This is a genomic window from Sphingomonas sp. UYAg733 (assembly GCF_054057355.1).
On record NZ_JBSRZE010000002.1, the window covers coordinates 458058 to 474598 of the forward strand.

Annotated in this window: 18 protein-coding genes; 7 read left to right on the forward strand and 11 right to left on the reverse strand. The window is 63.1% G+C overall.

Annotated elements, in window-relative coordinates:
• Positions 1-104: 104 nt before the first annotated feature.
• From ACVWZA_RS07265 to ACVWZA_RS07275, 3 genes are all read right to left on the reverse strand, one after another.
• Positions 105-2252, reverse strand: coding sequence for a malate synthase G (locus tag ACVWZA_RS07265; protein ID WP_457310498.1), 2148 nt, complete (start codon positions 2250-2252; stop codon positions 105-107).
• A 164-nt stretch (positions 2253-2416) separates the two neighbouring features.
• Positions 2417-2641 (reverse strand): hypothetical protein, encoded by a 225-nt coding sequence (locus ACVWZA_RS07270; protein ID WP_457310499.1) that lies wholly within the window; start codon positions 2639-2641, stop codon positions 2417-2419.
• Between the two features lie 91 nt (positions 2642-2732).
• Entirely contained in the window at positions 2733-3179 is a 447-nt protein-coding gene (locus tag ACVWZA_RS07275) for a MarR family winged helix-turn-helix transcriptional regulator (protein ID WP_457310500.1), read from the reverse strand.
• 195 nt (positions 3180-3374) lie between these two features.
• Between ACVWZA_RS07275 and hppD the strand changes: the two genes are divergently transcribed.
• The 4 genes from hppD to ACVWZA_RS07295 all read left to right on the forward strand — a co-directional run bounded on the left by hppD (position 3375) and on the right by ACVWZA_RS07295 (position 7248).
• Positions 3375-4445, forward strand: coding sequence for a 4-hydroxyphenylpyruvate dioxygenase (gene hppD / locus ACVWZA_RS07280; RefSeq protein ID WP_457310501.1), 1071 nt, complete (start codon positions 3375-3377; stop codon positions 4443-4445).
• A 159-nt stretch (positions 4446-4604) separates the two neighbouring features.
• Positions 4605-5894, forward strand: a complete 1290-nt coding sequence (hmgA, locus tag ACVWZA_RS07285; protein WP_457310502.1) for a homogentisate 1,2-dioxygenase — start codon at positions 4605-4607, stop codon at positions 5892-5894.
• A 56-nt stretch (positions 5895-5950) separates the two neighbouring features.
• Positions 5951-6658 (forward strand): guanitoxin biosynthesis heme-dependent pre-guanitoxin N-hydroxylase GntA, encoded by a 708-nt coding sequence (gene gntA, locus ACVWZA_RS07290; protein WP_457310545.1) that lies wholly within the window; start codon positions 5951-5953, stop codon positions 6656-6658.
• Positions 6625-7248 carry a DUF1989 domain-containing protein gene (locus ACVWZA_RS07295; RefSeq protein WP_457310503.1) on the forward strand — a complete coding sequence of 208 codons (624 nt, stop codon included), beginning with the start codon at positions 6625-6627 and terminating at the stop codon, positions 7246-7248. The genes gntA and ACVWZA_RS07295 overlap by 34 nt, the downstream gene beginning before the upstream one ends.
• A 110-nt stretch (positions 7249-7358) precedes the next feature.
• Here the strand turns inward: ACVWZA_RS07295 and ACVWZA_RS07300 are convergent, their stop codons facing one another.
• The 5 genes from ACVWZA_RS07300 to ACVWZA_RS07320 all read right to left on the reverse strand — a co-directional run bounded on the left by ACVWZA_RS07300 (position 7359) and on the right by ACVWZA_RS07320 (position 11278).
• The gene (locus ACVWZA_RS07300; protein WP_457310504.1) at positions 7359-8252 is read right to left on the reverse strand and encodes an ATP-grasp fold amidoligase family protein; all 894 of its coding nucleotides are present in this window, start codon (positions 8250-8252) and stop codon (positions 7359-7361) included.
• 87 nt (positions 8253-8339) lie between these two features.
• Entirely contained in the window at positions 8340-9758 is a 1419-nt protein-coding gene (locus tag ACVWZA_RS07305; RefSeq protein ID WP_457310505.1) for a coniferyl aldehyde dehydrogenase, read from the reverse strand.
• A 62-nt stretch (positions 9759-9820) separates the two neighbouring features.
• Complete coding sequence (locus ACVWZA_RS07310) at positions 9821-10276, reverse strand: hypothetical protein (RefSeq protein WP_457310506.1); 456 nt, start codon at positions 10274-10276, stop codon at positions 9821-9823.
• On the reverse strand, positions 10273-11028 hold the full coding sequence (locus ACVWZA_RS07315) for a prepilin peptidase (protein ID WP_457310507.1): 756 nt from the start codon (positions 11026-11028) through the stop codon (positions 10273-10275). The genes ACVWZA_RS07310 and ACVWZA_RS07315 overlap by 4 nt, the downstream gene beginning before the upstream one ends.
• Positions 11021-11278, reverse strand: a complete 258-nt coding sequence (locus ACVWZA_RS07320; protein ID WP_457310508.1) for a hypothetical protein — start codon at positions 11276-11278, stop codon at positions 11021-11023. The genes ACVWZA_RS07315 and ACVWZA_RS07320 overlap by 8 nt, the downstream gene beginning before the upstream one ends.
• A gap of 284 nt (positions 11279-11562) precedes the next feature.
• Between ACVWZA_RS07320 and ACVWZA_RS07325 the strand changes: the two genes are divergently transcribed.
• Positions 11563-12750, forward strand: a complete 1188-nt coding sequence (locus tag ACVWZA_RS07325) for an acetyl-CoA C-acyltransferase (RefSeq protein WP_457310509.1) — start codon at positions 11563-11565, stop codon at positions 12748-12750.
• A 143-nt stretch (positions 12751-12893) separates the two neighbouring features.
• Here ACVWZA_RS07325 and ACVWZA_RS07330 read toward each other — a convergent pair whose 3' ends face one another.
• Entirely contained in the window at positions 12894-13466 is a 573-nt protein-coding gene (locus tag ACVWZA_RS07330) for a YkgJ family cysteine cluster protein (RefSeq protein WP_457310510.1), read from the reverse strand.
• 292 nt (positions 13467-13758) lie between these two features.
• Between ACVWZA_RS07330 and pip the strand changes: the two genes are divergently transcribed.
• Complete coding sequence (pip, locus tag ACVWZA_RS07335; protein WP_457310512.1) at positions 13759-14850, forward strand: prolyl aminopeptidase; 1092 nt, start codon at positions 13759-13761, stop codon at positions 14848-14850.
• 168 nt (positions 14851-15018) lie between these two features.
• On the forward strand, positions 15019-15318 hold the full coding sequence (locus tag ACVWZA_RS07340; protein WP_457310513.1) for a hypothetical protein: 300 nt from the start codon (positions 15019-15021) through the stop codon (positions 15316-15318).
• Positions 15319-15473: 155 nt separating this feature from the next.
• Here ACVWZA_RS07340 and ACVWZA_RS07345 read toward each other — a convergent pair whose 3' ends face one another.
• Together ACVWZA_RS07345 and ACVWZA_RS07350 are read right to left on the reverse strand one after the other, a co-directional pair.
• Positions 15474-15848, reverse strand: a complete 375-nt coding sequence (locus ACVWZA_RS07345; RefSeq protein WP_457310514.1) for a hypothetical protein — start codon at positions 15846-15848, stop codon at positions 15474-15476.
• Positions 15848-16279 (reverse strand): hypothetical protein, encoded by a 432-nt coding sequence (locus ACVWZA_RS07350; protein ID WP_457310515.1) that lies wholly within the window; start codon positions 16277-16279, stop codon positions 15848-15850. Before ACVWZA_RS07350 ends, ACVWZA_RS07345 begins: the two co-directional genes overlap by 1 nt.
• Positions 16280-16541 lie beyond the last annotated feature (262 nt).

The following is a 16541-nucleotide window of genomic DNA, read 5'->3' on the forward strand; positions in this document are numbered from 1 at the left end:
TCGTCGATCCCCTTTGGGGATCGCGTTCCCACCCCCAACGCTCCCCCCTAACGCCTTTGTCGCGTTTTGGCTTCAACATATTGCGGCGATTGCGAAAATGGCGATCAATCGCCCGCCTTCACCTTGGCCCGATAGGCGTGCAGCAACGGTTCGGTATAGCCGCTCGGCTGGCTCACTCCTTCGAACACCAGCGCTCGCGCCGCCTGATAGGCAAGGCTCGTCGATTCGTTGCCGGACATTTTGCGATAAAGCGCGTCATCCGCATTCTGCGCATCGACCTTGGCCGCCATGCGCGTGAGCGCGGCATCGACATCCGCTTCCGTCGCGACACCGTGGAGCAACCAATTGGCGATATGTTGCGAACTGATCCGCAAGGTCGCGCGGTCTTCCATCAGGCCGATGTCATGGATGTCGGGCACCTTGGAGCAGCCCACGCCCTGATCGATCCAGCGCACGACATAACCGAGAATCCCTTGTGCATTATTGTCGAGCTCCGCACGAATTTCGTCGGGTGTCCAGTTGCGTCCGCCGGCAACCGGCACGGTCAGCAACGCCGCCAGTCCGGGGATCCCCTCGCGGGCTATTTCCTTCTGCCGCGCGAACACATCGACCTGATGATAATGCATCGCGTGCAGGGTCGCGGCGGTCGGGCTCGGCACCCAGGCGGTGTTCGCACCGGCCATCGGATGGCCGATCTTCTGCACCATCATGTCGGCCATGCGATCGGGCGCGGCCCACATGCCCTTGCCGATCTGTGCCTTGCCGCTCAGACCGTGCGCCAGGCCGATCCGCACGTTGCGATCCTCATAGGCCTTGATCCAGTCGCTTCCCTTCATCTCCGCCTTGAGGATCATCGGCCCGGCGCGCATCGCGGTGTGCATCTCGTCGCCGGTGCGATCGAGGAAGCCGGTGTTGATGAACACGATGCGGTCCTTCACCGCTTCGATACAGGCGGCGAGGTTGGCCGAGGTGCGGCGTTCCTCGTCCATCACCCCGACCTTCAGCGTATGGCGATCGAGCTCGAGCAAATCTTCGACCGCATCGAACAGCGTGTCGGTGAAGGCGCACTCCTCCGGCCCGTGCATCTTCGGCTTGACGATATAGACCGATCCCGCACGACTATTCCGGTATCGCCCAAGACCGCGCAGATCATAGAGAGCGATCGTGCTTGTCATGATCGCGTCGAGAATGCCTTCGGGCGCTTCGTCGCCATTGGCGAGCCCGATCGCCGGTGTCGTCATCAGATGACCGACATTGCGCACGAACAACAGGCTGCGACCCGGCAAGGTGAGTTTGCCGCCATCGGGTGCAGTGTAGCTGCGGTCATCGGAGAGCCGGCGGGTCACGGTCCGCCCGCCCTTGGTGAAACTCTCCTCCAGATCGCCCCGCATCAAGCCAAGCCAGTTGGCATAAGCCAGCACCTTGTCATCGGCATCGACCGCCGCGACCGAATCCTCCAGATCGACGATCGAGGTCAGCGCGGATTCGAGCAGGACGTCGGCAATGCCCGCCGGATCATCGCGGCCGATCTGATGGTTGCGGTCGGTCACCACCTCGATATGCAGCCCGTTATGGCGCAGCAGCAATGCGGTCGGACTGGCCGGATCGCCGCGATAACCGGCAAAGGCCGACGGATCGGCCAGCGCGGGCATTTGCCCGGTGAGCAGCCCCCGCCCGGTCAGCACGCCATCGGTAATGCTGAACGAGGCAACGCCGTCCCAATTCCAGTTCGCCAGCGGTACCGCCTGATCGAGGAACGCCTTGGCGCGCTCGATCACATTGGCGCCGCGATCGGCATCATAACCGCCCGGTCGAGCGCTGCCGGGCAGAGCGTCGGTGCCATAGAATGCGTCGTAAAGACTGCCCCAGCGTGCATTGGCGGCGTTGAGCACGAAGCGCGCGTTGAGGATCGGCACGACCAACTGCGGCCCCGCCATGGTCGCGACCTCGGCATCGACATGCGTCGTGCCGATGGTGAAGGGTGCGGGTTCGGGCACGAGATAATTGATCCCGCGCAGAAACGCCTCATCGACCGGCTCGCCCGCCACATAGCGGGCATCGATCGACGTCTGGAGCGACTCGCGCTTCGCCAGCAGGTCGCGATTCGCGGACGTCAGGCGCGCAAAGATATCGGCCACGCCGCGCCACCAGTCACCGGCGTCGATCTGCAAGCCCGGCAACAGCTTGCTCTCGACAAACCGGGCCAGGGGTTCGGCGACCGACAGGCCGGCGCGATCGAGCATGTTTGGCATTGAGCCTCCTTGGTAGAATGCGACTGCCTGGGGAGGGAGTCATTGTCGCTTAGGCCAGCGATGGGCATTTCATCAAGCCTGTTGGGAGCGGGATTGAATCGATGGGATTATTCCGCTCTGGCGCGCGGCGATTTGGCGTTTGGCTCATTTCCAATTTCCCGCAGCTACGCGAACGGCCGCGGGAAAATGCTTTTTGGGCGGTCCTGCGGGAAGCTGCGGGAAAAACTGCGGGAAAATCGGCGAGCCTGCACGGGAATTTTGTCGGTGCGCTGCGGGAAAATGGGGCGGGAAAATGGGGCGGGGAAATCGGGAAATTTGGGGCGGGAATCATGGTCCATCTGGCTCCGGTCTGCGCGATTCAAAATGGTCCGTCGGATGACATCATTCATGGCAGGATTCATGGCAGGCAAAATGCGCGCCGGAGTGCAGGCATGACGATTCTGAATAGCCGCGTGAATCGGACGGGCATCGCGGCTGACGCTAAGACGGATCGAGCGTCTCCGCTGAAGCCTCAAGCCGGTCGAGCAACGCACGAAAGGCAGTGATTTCCTGCGCCGAGAAACCGGCAAAGATCTGCTTTTCCAGTTCCAGCGCCTTTGGTGCGACGCTGTCGTAGAGCGATTTTCCCGCCTCGGTCAGCGACAACAGATGCGATCGCTGATCGTCCGGATTGGGCCGCCGCTGCACCAGCCCGCGGTCATACAGCGCGATCGCTGCGCGACTGACCGTCACCTTGTCCATCCGCGTCGCGGATCCGAGCGCCTGCTGCGTCATACCCATGCCTTCCGCGATCACGGCAATCAGCCGCCATTCCGGAATCTTGAGCCCGAACAGCGACTGATAGGCGGTGGCGACCGCCGACGACACGCGGTTCGACGCGATCGACAGGCGGTATGGCAGGAAATCGTCCAGATTGAGTGTCGGCATCTGCACTTCCTACCCCAACCCGTTCTATTCGTCATGCCGGGCCTGTTCCGGCATTCACCGCGCCCTCGCTTTAACGTGCAATGGGCACGGTGGACCCGGAGCAGGTTGGGGATGACAGCTATCGAGGTGGACGCGCACATCGACTCGCGATATAGTATCATCTGTAACCACATTTCCCGTCACGGAGATACTGTCATGACTGCGACCGAGAACCCCATGGGCCTGAACGGCTTCGAGTTCGTCGAATTCACCAGCCCCGATCCGGAAGCGCTGGCCGATCTGTTCGTGAAGATGGGCTTCACCCATGTCGGCACGCATAAGTCGAAGAATGTCCGCCGCTACGCGCAAGGCGACATCAACTTTCTGCTCAACATGGACGAGGCCGGCCAGGTCGCCGGTTTCCGCAATGCGCATGGTCCCTCGGCCAATGCGATGGCATTCCGCGTCGCCGATAGCGACCAAGCGCTGAAGCTTGCGATCGAGCGCGGTGCGAGCCCGGTCAAGGGCGAGCATGGCCCGGGCGAACTCGACATTCCGGCGATCGAAGGCATTGGCGGCGCTAACCTCTACCTGATCGACCGCCATGGCGGCGAGACGATCTACGACACCGATTTCAATCCCGTCCCCGGCACCGGTGCAAACGATCATACGGTGGGTCTGCACACGCTCGACCATCTGACGCACAATCTGCAGCGCGGCCGGATGGATTATTGGGCCAATTATTACGAGACGATCTTCAACTTCCGCCAGATTCGCTATTTCGACATCGAAGGCCAGGCGACCGGCCTGTTCTCCAAGGCGATGACCGCGCCCGACGACAAGATCCGCATCCCGCTCAACGAAAGCCAGGACGAGCATTCGCAGATCGAGGAATTCATCAAGGACTATAAGGGCGAAGGCATTCAGCATCTCGCGCTGGCGACCGACGACATTTTCGGCACCGTCGACAAATTGCGCGCCAACGGCATCAAGTTCCAGACCACGCCGCAGACCTATTTCGACCTGATCGACAAGCGCTTGCCCGGCCACGACCATGACGTCGAGGAAATGCGCAAGCGCGACATATTGATCGACGGCGCGCCGGAAACCGGTGGCGGCCTGCTGCTGCAGATCTTCACCGAGAATATGGTTGGGCCGATCTTCTTCGAAATCATCCAGCGCAAGGGCAATGACGGCTTTGGCGAGGGCAATTTCAAGGCATTGTTCGAGAGCATCGAACTCGACCAGATCCGCCGTGGTGTGGTGCCTGGGAAGGTAGAGGCTTAAATTCCTTCTCCCCCTGTGGGAGAAGGTGGCCGAGCGCAGCGAGGTCGGATGAGGGGGAGTGGGACGCGCAACATTCGCGCCTGTCCCCCTCACCCTCCCATCGCAAGAGCGATGGGCCCCTCCCTCTCCCACAAGGGGAGAGGGGAAGAAGGAACGGCGATGACTGACTACCAAACCGGCTTCGGCAATCACTTCTCCACCGAAGCCGTGCACGGCGCTCTCCCGATCGGCCGCAACTCACCACAAAAGCCGCCGTTCGGCCTCTATACCGAACAGCTCAGCGGCACTGCCTTTACCGCACCGCGCCATGAGAATCGCCGCTCATGGCTCTACCGCCTGCGCCCCTCTGCCGCGCATCCTGCTTTCACCCGCTACACGGGCGCGAAGCGCTTCGCGCCCGGCCTCAGCAAGGATCCGCTCGCCCCGAACCGCTTGCGCTGGGGACCGACCGAAATCGAAGATGCCGACTGGCTCGACAGCCTGACGACGATGATCGTCGCGGGCGACGGCCCGGCGACTCAGTCAGGCGTTGCAATGCACCTTTATGCCGCATCGAAGGACATGACCGATCGCGCCTTTGTCAGCGGCGACGGCGAACTGCTCATCCTGCCGGAGATGGGTGCACTCACCCTGCTCACCGAACTCGGCCGGATCGACGTACAGCCCGGACAGGTCGCGCTGATCCCGCGCGGCGTGCGCTTCCGCGTGACGCTCCCCGACGGCAAGGCGCGTGGTTATGTCGCGGAGAATCACGGCGCTCCCTTCCGCTTACCCGATCTCGGCCCGATCGGCTCGAACGGCCTGGCCAATCCGCGCGACTTCGAAACCCCCACCGCCTGGTTCGAGGATCGCGAAGGCGAATTCGAACTGGTGCAAAAATTCCTCGGCTCGCTCTGGACCACGCAGCTTGGCCGTTCGCCGCTCGACGTGGTTGCCTGGCATGGCAATTACGCGCCCTGGCGCTATGATCTGGCGCGTTTCAACACGATCGGCAGCATCAGTTTCGACCATCCCGATCCGTCGATCTTCACCGTGCTGACCTCGCCCAGCGATGTCGCCGGCACGGCGAACGCGGACTTCGTGATCTTTCCGCCGCGCTGGATGGTCGCCGAGGACAGTTTCCGCCCGCCCTGGTTCCACCGCAACGTGATGAGCGAGGCGATGGGCCTGATCCACGGCGCTTACGACGCCAAGGCCGACGGCTTCGTGCCCGGCGCGCTGTCGCTGCACAACCAGATGAGCGGCCACGGCCCCGATGTCGCGAGTTGGAAATGCGCGAGCGAGGCCGATCTAAAGCCGCACAAGATCGATGGCACCATGGCATTCATGATCGAAAGCCGCTGGGTCTTCCATGCGACCGATTTCGCGCTGAAGACCGGCGCGCTCGATGAAGATTATGATCAGGTCTGGACTGGTTTTCCCAAAGCGCAACTGCCCGACATGACTTGATCCGCATCAGATAGATTTTTCGGAACGAGTCGCGCCGGATGCGCGTCTTGTCGCCGATGCCTGTACCAACCACGCCCCTCTTCCACTGGCAACATCGCGCGCAGGACGAACTGCAGACGATGATGCACAGCCATGTCTCCGACGCCGCCTTTCCCTGCGTCGGCGCGAAGGCGGCGCTCGCCAAGGGCACACTCGAAGTGCTTGCCTGCGATCGTATCGACAGCGCCTGGGACGATTTGCGCATCCATGACGGGCTGATCAAATTCGCCGATGCCTATCGCGAAGCCCCGGCGCTGTTCCGCAGCTTCGCGGTGGTTTTCGAAGGCCCCGACCAACTCGGCGAGTCCGAATTCGAAGCGGCGCTGTGGCAACGCGTCCAATCGCTCTCCGACAAGGATGTCTGGCGCGGTCAGGAATATGACCCACGCGTCAGCCCGGACCCCAAAAACCCGCATTTCTCGTTGAGCTTCGGCGGCGAGGCATTCTTCATCGTTGGCCTCCATCCCAAGGCCAGCCGCCCGGCGCGCCGCTTCTCGCGCCCCGCCATGATATTCAACCTGCACGACCAGTTCGAAATCCTGCGTGCGGAAGGTAAATATGAAGGCATGCGCGAGAAGATCATGGTCCGCGACGAAGCGCTGGCCGGCACGCGCAATCCGATGCTATCGCGCCATGGCGAGGCGAGCGAGGCCCGGCAATATTCCGGCCGTGCCGTGAGCGATGCGTGGCAATGCCCTTTCAGCTATTCGGGAGAAGGCAAGTAACCGATATCGTCGAAATCCCCGAGCGTAGCGGCACTGCATTCAAGCTGGCACGGGGCGATACGCTGATCGTGATCGACCCGCGCGGCGAACAGGTTGCCGATCTGCTGGCGTTCAATGCGGCGGATGTCGATGAGGTCATCTCCTCCGGTCGCACTTTTGATTATGCCGAGCGCATTTACCTGACCAGGGGCGACAAGCTCTATTCCAACCGCTCGAACGTCATGCTCGACATCGTAGAGGACAGTGTCGGGCGCCACGACTTCCTGCTCACGCCCTGTTCATACGATACGTTCAAACATTTCTATCCCGACCTCGAACCGCATCGGGGCTGTTTCGGTAATCTGGCCGAGGCGCTTGCGCCCTATGGCATCGGTTCCGACCGCATCCCCGTCGCGTTCAATTGCTTCATGAATGTACCGGTCGATGGCAATACGGGCCGACTCAGCGTCCTGCCGCCGATCAGCAAAGCCGGTGACCATATCGCGCTGCGTGCCGGAATGGACCTGATCATCGGCCTCACCGCCTGCTCCGCCCCGGATTCTAACGGCGGTTCGTTCAAGCCGATCCATTATCGCATCGACCGGGCCTGAAAACGGGGAGAGGCGGCTTCCTGCGAAGCCGCCCCTCCCCGTACCCCGCTCGGGAAACTCTCAGGGCTGTTTTGGAAATTCGGATTGTTGTCTTGCCTAGCTTGTCGCGCTCAGGCCGGAACCGGAACCGGCAGAATGCCGCCGGCGGGAGCGGCAGCTCGATGGCTGTTGAGCCGGTCCCGTGACGCGAGCCACAACGCACCCATCATCGCGTCGAGTTCCGGCGGATCGAACGGATCGAGCCCCGATCCGGGATAGAAGCACATCTCACCGAATAATGGTTGATCAGCCGGCTGATAGAAATCGACCCGCACGAAATCGAACCCGCGTCCCATCTCCTCGGCCGCCTCGATCATGGCGTTGAGTGCCGATGGTCTGGCGACCTCGGATCGGCCACCGCGTATCGGACGCCAGTCGCGATCGTGCACGATCCAGCGATGCGCATGTTCACGATCGAGATGAACCTGCACAAAGGCCGTTTGTCCGCCAAAGACGTAGAATTTATAATCGACCGGCAGGTTACCCGCCGTCCCGATGAACGGCTCGACCAGAATTCCCCGCGGAATATGGCGATACAGCCATTCGTCGAGCCACAGGCCATAGGGCTTTTCAAGCCATGTGTTGGCTCGCGCGACGACCGCCGGCCAATCCCGACGGCCATCGCGCACAAAGATCGTCTGGTTGCAGCCGTGCCGCGATTTGATCACGCATTGCCCGTGCCAGCACGGCGTGTCGGGTAATATCGTCCCCGCCCACAGGGTCGGCACGACCCAAGCCGCACCCAGCATCTCCGCCGCGATCGCCTTGGCGGCGATCTTGTCCGCCAGCACCGGCAGGCGTCGATCGCGCTCGTACAATTTGCGTTGCTGGACGAGTTCGGTGAACAGTGTTGGAGCGTTCAGTGCGGCGAGACGGCGATGGCGCCACAAATAAGTCAGCTGGACGCGCGCCTCGGCCATTTTGCTGCCGGGGACATCGCAGGGATCAAGGATCGTTTCGAACATGCTTCGTAATGCGCGCGAGCGTAAGGATGTTCCGCAAGCGCATCGAACCCGGCAAAAATCGTCACGATGCCCCCGGTAAGTTAGACCCTACCCCTTCATCTGCCGCTTCACCGACGCCATCGTCGCCTTGCCATAAGGCGGCTTGAGCCCGGCGAGTTTCGCCACGTCGAACCTGGCCTGTTTGTAAACGCTCTTGGCATGGCTGAAGGTCTTGAAACCGTCGCGCCCATGATAGGCGCCCATCCCCGACGGGCCGATGCCGCCAAAGGGCAGCTCCTCCATCGAGATATGGAAGATCACGTCATCGAGCGTCACGCCGCCGGCGATGGTCCGGTCGAGCACGCGGCGACGTTCGCTGGCATCCCCGCCGAAATAATACAGGCCAAGCGGCCGGTCGCGCCGGTTCACCTGCTCGATCGCATCGTCGATCCCGTCATACCGCCGGATCGGCAGCACCGGCCCGAAGATCTCCTCCTGCATCACCGCCATATCGTCGGTGACATTGGTGACGATATGCAGCGGCATTTTCCGCGCATTGGACGCGCCGAAATCCTCACCTGCGGGGTTGACCGCCTCGACCGTCGCGCCCTTGGCGCGCGCATCGTCGAGCAGGTCGCCGAGCCGCTGGAAATGCCGGTCGTTGATGATTGCGGTATAATCCGGATTGGCGAGGAGGGTCGGGTACATCGCCGACGCCGCCGCCTTCAGCCCCTCGACCACCGCCGCCTCCTGATCCGCCTGAACCAGCATGTAATCGGGAGCGAGGCAGATCTGCCCGGCGTTGAGCATCTTGCCCAGCGCGACCCGCCCGGTCGCTTGTTTCAGGTCCGCCGACGCGCCGACGATCACCGGCGACTTGCCGCCCAGTTCGAGCGTCACCGGCACCAGATTGTCCGCCGCGGCATGCAGGATATGCTTGCCGATCGCGGTCGCGCCGGTGAAGATCAGATGGTCGAACGGCAGCTCGGCAAACGCCTTGCCGATATCGGGTCCGCCCGACACGAACGCCAGTTCCTCGGGCGCGAAATACCGGCCGACGACCTCTTCGAACAGCGCGGCGACACGCGGTGTGAACTCGCTCGTCTTGACCATCGCGCGATTGCCCGCCGCCAACACGCCGGCGAGCGGCGACATCACCAGATTGACCGGGAAATTCCATGGTGCGATGATCCCGATCACACCCTTTGGCTGATATTCGATCCACGCCTTCGCACCGAGCAGGCCGAGCGGAAATTGCACCGGACGCCGTTCCGACCTGGCCCATTTGTCGAGCGACTTGGTCGCATGGGTGATCGGCGCGACCGAGCTGGCGATGTCGGTCAGCATCGATTGTTCGCGGCTGCGATGCCCGAAATCCTCGCTCAGCGCGTCGCAAAAGCGTTCCGCATTGTCGGCGATCATGGCCGCCGCGCGTTTGAGCCTATCCTTGCGGGTCGCGATCGACACGGGAAGTTCCGCCATGAACGCAGCACGCTGCGCCGCCAGGATCGCTTTCAGATCGGCCATCATTCTCTCCCCAGCCCGTCTTATCGCCGTCCGCTTATCGATGCGGCGGTCATTCATTCACGTCACGCGCAGCCGATCAATCCAGCGACCGGCAATACCAGCCCGTCCTTGCCCGCTCGCTCGATCCGCAAGGTCGCCTCGGGTATGGCCGCGCCATCCTTCAGGTCGCCGCGCGTGGTGATGGTCATGTCGAGCACCGCCTTGGTGTCGCCCGCCTCATATTCGGTCACTGCGGCAAAGCCGAACCCGCCATCGCCATGCTGCGCGGTGCGCGGCACATCGATCTGCTGTCCGTCGATCGAAAGGCGCACCGACGCCGCATCGGCACCCGCCATCGCGACAAAGGTATGGCTCGACCCCACGCTCCACAGATAAGCGGCACATCCGGTGGCGGGCAGGTTCTGGCGCGGGATGCCGCCGATCGGCAGCCCGTCGATCGACGCGGGCGGCGGAGGAGGCGGCGGTGCCGGCTTGGGCTTTTCCGCCGCGAGCAGGACGAGCAATGCGATCGCTATCATGGCGTATAACCTAGCAGGAACAGCCATGCCGGGTAAGCCGCGATCGCGAGCAACGCGCCGAACGGCATGCGATCGTCGAGCGCCCCACCCCGTCCGGTCAGCCTGGCGGTCAGCGCGATGGCCAGACCGATCATGCTGGCGAGCAACAACACCGCCGGCAACACCTGCCACCCGAGCCACAAGCCAATCCCGCCGAGCAGTTTCGGATCGCCCCCACCAAGCCCCTCGCGTCCACGGAAGTGCTTATATGCGGCACCGATCAGCCACAGCGAACCAAAACCGGCAAGCCCGCCGATCAGTCGATCGATGAGCGTGGGGTCAATGCCCAGCGCGCCGGTCGCAAGCCCGGCCAGAGCGAGGGTTATCGTCAGCCGGTCAGGCAACCAGAATTCGGTAACATCGAGCGCAGCAAGCGCCAGCAGCAACCACCCGAAAACCGCACCCGCCAGCGCGATCGGCCCCGGCACGACCAGCCCGGCAATCGCACCGATCGCCAGCGCGATGAGCTCGATCTGCCAGTGCAGCGGGTCGATCGGCGTGCCACAGCGCCGACATCTCCCCCGACTGATCGCAGCACTGATGAGCGGCACCAGATCGCCCGCCCCCAACATCACGTCGCAGCTGTCGCAATGCGATCGCCCGACCATGACCGAACGGTCCTGCGGCCAGCGAATGACCAAAGTTGCGATGAAGCTCCCGATCACCGCGCCGAGCACGCCCAGCGCGACCGGCCATATCCAGGGCTCAACCATCGACCTTCTTGCGGATCAGATAGCGATAGACGCCGAACAGATTGATCGCGAACAGCGCTATATTCTGGCTCCCCAGCGCCCAGTCATCGGTCAGCGCCGCGCCCGCCATCCATGCAATGCTCGATGCGACGAACAGCACGAATCCCCACCCCGTTACGCGCCGCCCGGAATCGAGCGATACCATCAGCGCGGCGATCACCCCGCTGCCCGAGGCGAACCATTTGAGCGCGGTGGTGAGGGTGTCTTCCATGATTATGGCGATAGAGCCCCTCATTCCAACCGTCACCCTGAACTTGCTCACAACCCTCCCCGGCACTGGGAGGGGGACCGCGAAGCGGTGGAAGGGGTGCGCCGGCAACGTTCCGCCTGAGGAGAGCCGCCTCCACCACGCGCTGAAGAAGCGCGCGGTCCCCCTCCCCGTGCCGGGGAGGAGTTGGTTACAGCCAGCAAACCCAAACATCCGCCGCGCATTTGTAAACCGCCGCCACCGCCATTAGATCGCCCGCAACACCTCCTCCATCCGGAGTCCCGCTCATGTCCACCGATCCGATCGTCATCCTGTCCTATGCCCGCACCCCGATGGGCAGCTTCCAGGGCGCGCTGTCCGGCGCGACCGCGACGGAACTGGGCGCGGCGGCGGTCGGCGGGGCGGTCGAGCGCGCCGGCCTGTCGGGAGAAGCGATCGAGCGTATTTATATGGGCTGCGTCCTGTCTGCCGGCCTCGGCCAGGCCCCCGCGCGTCAGGCGGCGCTCAAGGCCGGCCTGCCCAATCATATCGAGGCGACGACGATCAACAAGATGTGCGGCAGCGGCATGATGGCGACGATGCTCGCGGCCGATGCGCTTGCCGCCGGTTCCGCCGACCTGATCGTGGCGGGCGGCATGGAAAGCATGACCAACGCGCCATATCTTTCACTTCGCCACCGCGGCGGCGCACGCATCGGTCACGACCGCCTGATGGATCATATGTATCTCGATGGCCTCGAGGACGCATATGAACCGGGCAAGCTGATGGGCAATTTCGCCGAGGATACCGCGGCGGAATATCAATTCACCCGCGCGCAACAGGACGACTTCGCGATCGCGTCGCTCGATCGCGCGCAAAAGGCGCAGCGCTCGGGCGGGTTTGATCGCGAGATCGTGCCCGTGGAGGTCGCCGGCCGCAAGGGCAGCGTCACCGTCAGCCTCGACGAACAGCCGGAAAAGGGCGACCCGTCCAAGATCCCCACGCTGCGCCCCGCTTTCTCGAAGGACGGCACGATTACCGCCGCCAACGCCTCGTCGATCTCCGACGGCGCAGCCGCCCTGGTGCTGACCCGCGCCAGCGTCGCCGAGCGCCTCGGCCTCGATCCGATCGCGCGCATCGTCGCCCAGGCGGCGCACGCCCATGCCCCGTCGCAATTCACCACCGCACCCGTTTTCGCAATGCGCAAGGCGCTGGAAAAGGCCGGCTGGTCGGCCGACCAGGTCGACCTGTTCGAGGTCAACGAAGCGTTCGCGGTGGTCGCGATGATCGCGATGCGTGACCTCGGCCTGCCGCACGACAAGCTCAACGTGAACGGCGGCGCCTGCGCGCTCGGCCACCCGATCGGCGCGAGCGGCGCGCGCATCCTCGCGACCTTGCTGTCGGCACTGCAAACCTCAGGCCAGAAGCGCGGCATGGCCTCGCTGTGCATCGGCGGCGGCGAAGCGACGGCGATGGCCGTGGAGCTGATGAACTGACGGCCGCTGTCGGTCTGTCGCCTCTCTGCTGAAAGAGGCAATATACCTGCGCGACAAGATGCCGAATGATGGCTGCCGACCAGTTGCGGCGGCACTCTCGGCCACAGCCGACTCAGTAACGTGCCGTTTATTCATCGCACAGGTTACGGCTCAATCCGACCGGTTGCCGCGAAAACACCGTAACGCTCGCGCCATGCAGCCACTTCGTTCTGCAGATGTGCGGGTGCGACCTCTCCCGAGAGCACAAGGCCGGCGACCTCGTTCTCTGGGTGCATCAGCATCTTCTTCGTCCCGTCGCTGAACCAAACGGGTATCAACTGATCGCACAGGCTGTCGAGAACGGTTGCGGCCATGCCCTTGTCTATCGCGTCACTGCTGGTGAGCGCACGGACATTGATCGAGACGCCTTCGAAACAGTTGCGTGGTTCCTGCCCGAAATTGAGCGACACAAGAAGGCCGGACCGGTCCGGCCGGGCTTCATCGGGCATGTCCGCAATCCTTCGCCAGGCGCAGAACCATGTTCGGCAGATATGGGGGCGCACCGCATGGATGCCGCACCCGCTCGAAACGAGATGCGTGCAGGGCGTTCCCGCCGGCTTCTTGAAATCGGGCGAATCCACCGTGAGGACGGTGCAGCACGCGACGCAATCGCCGCAGGTGCGATCGGCCAGGACCGGCCCCAGCAGAATGGTTTCCAGGTCTTTCTCGGTGTGCATTCGCGCAGGATTTGCCTCGCCCCCGGTGGGAATACAAGAGTCAGGAGCGAATGATACCGGGGTGCGGCCCGTGGCCGATCTTCAGGATCGCGCCGCCGATTGCCCGGCGCAAGGTACTTCGGGCGCATTCTCGCCATGCCGGCTTCGACCGCCACCGGACAAGGCCGAACTGATCTGAAGTGATGGGTAACGCGCGCGGTCTTATCCAGTGACCGACGCCAAACCAGCCGCTCATTGCGATTGCCGCGCACGCCACATGCGCCTAGCTGCGGCGTAATATGGCGAGGATGACATGATCGATTTTTCCAGGCTTCAGGCCACCAGCACGATCACGGACGAGTGGACATATCCTGCGGCCGATCCGAACCGGAGCGGGCTATTGCAGGTCGATACCGCTCCCGATCACAAGCTCTACTGGGAAGAATATGGCAACCCGGCGGGGGAGCCCGTCATGTTCCTGCATGGCGGGCCCGGCGGTGCCTGCGCGCCGGTCATGGCGCGCTTCTTCGACCCTACGCGCTACCGGGTCATCCTGTTCGACCAGCGCGGATGCGGCATGAGCGAGCCCACCGTTGCCAAGGCAGGCCCGGCGGTCGCGCTCATCCGCAACACGACCGACTATCTGGTGGAGGATATCAACGCGCTGCGGGCGGCACTCGGCATCACCGGCAGGATGCACGTTTTCGGTGGAAGCTGGGGAAGCACGCTCGCGCTTGTCTATGCGATCCGGCACCCGCAACATGTCGCCTCCTTGATCCTGCGCGGCATCTTCATCGGCGCGCGCGAAGACCTGCGCTATATGTACCAGGGCAATGCCGCGACCTTTGCCGAGGCGCCTTTCGCGCTCACCGAGCCGGGCAGCTATGTCGCCTATCCCGACGAGTGGAAGGCGTTCGTCGAGATCATTCCCGCCAACCAGCGCGGCGACATGATGCACGCGTACAAGGCGATCTTCGACATGGTCCCGACAAGCGACGCCGACCGCGCGCTTCAGTTGCGTGCCGCGCTGGCCTGGTCGGTCTGGGAGGGGACGATCTCCAACCTGATCCCGCAGGACGACGATGCGGGCAAGTTCGGCGACGCCGAGTTCGCACTGTCGTTCGCCCAGATCGAAGCCCATTTCTTCGCCAACCATCTGTTCCTGGAGCCCGATTACATTCTCGGAAATGTCGACCGGATCGCCGACATTCCGATGCATGTCGTGCACGGACGCTTCGATCAGGTATGCCCACTGACTCAGGCGTCCCGTCTGATCGACGCCCTGGCCGCCATCGGCGCCGCGCCGGTCAGCTATGTCCGGACCAATGCCGGGCATAGCGCGATGGAGCTGCAGACCGCGCTCGCGCTGAGCGCGATCATGGATGGGCTGGCGCCGATCCGTTAGACGCCCAAGCGTCGATGCGGTTGAACGAACGTCCGGCGGGTATTGGCGTGTAGCCGCCGCACAGCGTCACCCATGCGAACGTCCGCTTGGCGTTGGCCGTGTCGACCCACATGCGGTCATAGGTCGGCTGAATTCGGCTTCTGGCGTCCAAGTTTCCGACGTCCATTCATGTTGTGGCGGACCCGCTTCGACGAGAACGATCGGCCGTCCACGCCTATTTCCGGAACGCCTACTAGCGCATGGGGCTCGCGGCCGCAGGAGAGCGGCAGCATTTGCGTTTGCCGTTTTCGCGTGTTCGTGCGTTCCCGTGGAACGGTAAAGGAGAAGACCATGAACGCGACACGAATTCCCGGCAACGAGCCTGACCCCGGCGATATGTCCACCGAGCCCGGAACTGGCGCGCCGAACGATCAACCGGAAAAGCATGAATTGCCCGACGATGCCGAAAACCTGGGAGATTTCGCTTAACTTGCGCTGTCCGGTAGAGGGAGACTTCTATCCGGCGGCTCGCTGAACGCGAGGACCCAAAAAGTAGACGTCCGCGCTTGACGCTCGGCTTGCCGAGAGCGGACGTTCGTTCATCTCGATTGTGTCGGGCGTTCAGCGCGTCTTGAAGTTGTCAGTTACGGTTGACCGAGCGCTGCGCCATGTTCACCGAGCGGCGGCTCCGTTGAGCCTTCACTCTCGATTGCCGCGAGGTCGAGGGGCAGCTCCAGCCGCTCCTCCACGGCGGCAGCCGCTGGCACTGGAGCAACCGGAACCGAGACCGCAACCGGGATCGGAATCGGAGATTGCACCACCGCTACCTTGACCGGCACAGCCCGCGTCTGGCTAGGTTCGGGCCGGGTGGTAACGACAGTGACACCGCCTTTGGCAGCCGCGGGCTCTCCTCGCTCCCCAGGTGACAATAGCCACATCGCGACAACCGCCGCCGCCGCCGCGAGCAGCCAGAGCAGGAATTCTCGGCTCCCAGCGAGCCCATGTCCCGACTCTGGCATCAGCCGCAGTGATCGCCAGTATAGAGGGTGTAATGCCTGCCTGCGTGAGTGATCCCGCCACCTGCCCTCACGCACCAGCCATCGCCCGCAGTACGGATCGGGCCAGCCTGATAACGGAACGTGTCGCGCTGAAAAACGGGCTGAGAGTAGCTTTGGTCGCCGCGCCGCTTTCTGTACAGGGCCACGCCAGTGTCGCGCGCCACGCCCCAGGTCGGCCCGCCATGCAGCATCACGGCGCAATTCGTGCCGGTCTGCGCATTGTAGTACAGCTGAAGCTGTCCAATCTTTTGCCCGCCGACGTTAAAGGGAACATATTCTATGAGCCTGCCGCCGCAACCACCGTCCCCGTCCGCCGCCTCGGCCTGCGACGTCATCACGTACAGCGAAGCACCCGCAATTATCGCACCCGCCAACAATAAACATTTCATCATGCCAAGCTCCCTAGGTTTTCGGTCCTGAAAAAAAGGATGGTGACATGCCGGTTCCACCACTGGTCGCAAAGCGTATCGCGCAAATTCCTGCGGCATCGACCCCTACCGCCGTGGGAGCATATTTGACTGCCGGCATCCCGCCAAGCAATTTGTGAGAACGGCTTCGACCCAGACCCGGACGCTTAGACTTCCTCTGCTCGGTCCCAAAACCAGACATTCACGCCCGCGCGGGCAGGTCAATTAAGTGGAGTGTCACCGGAAA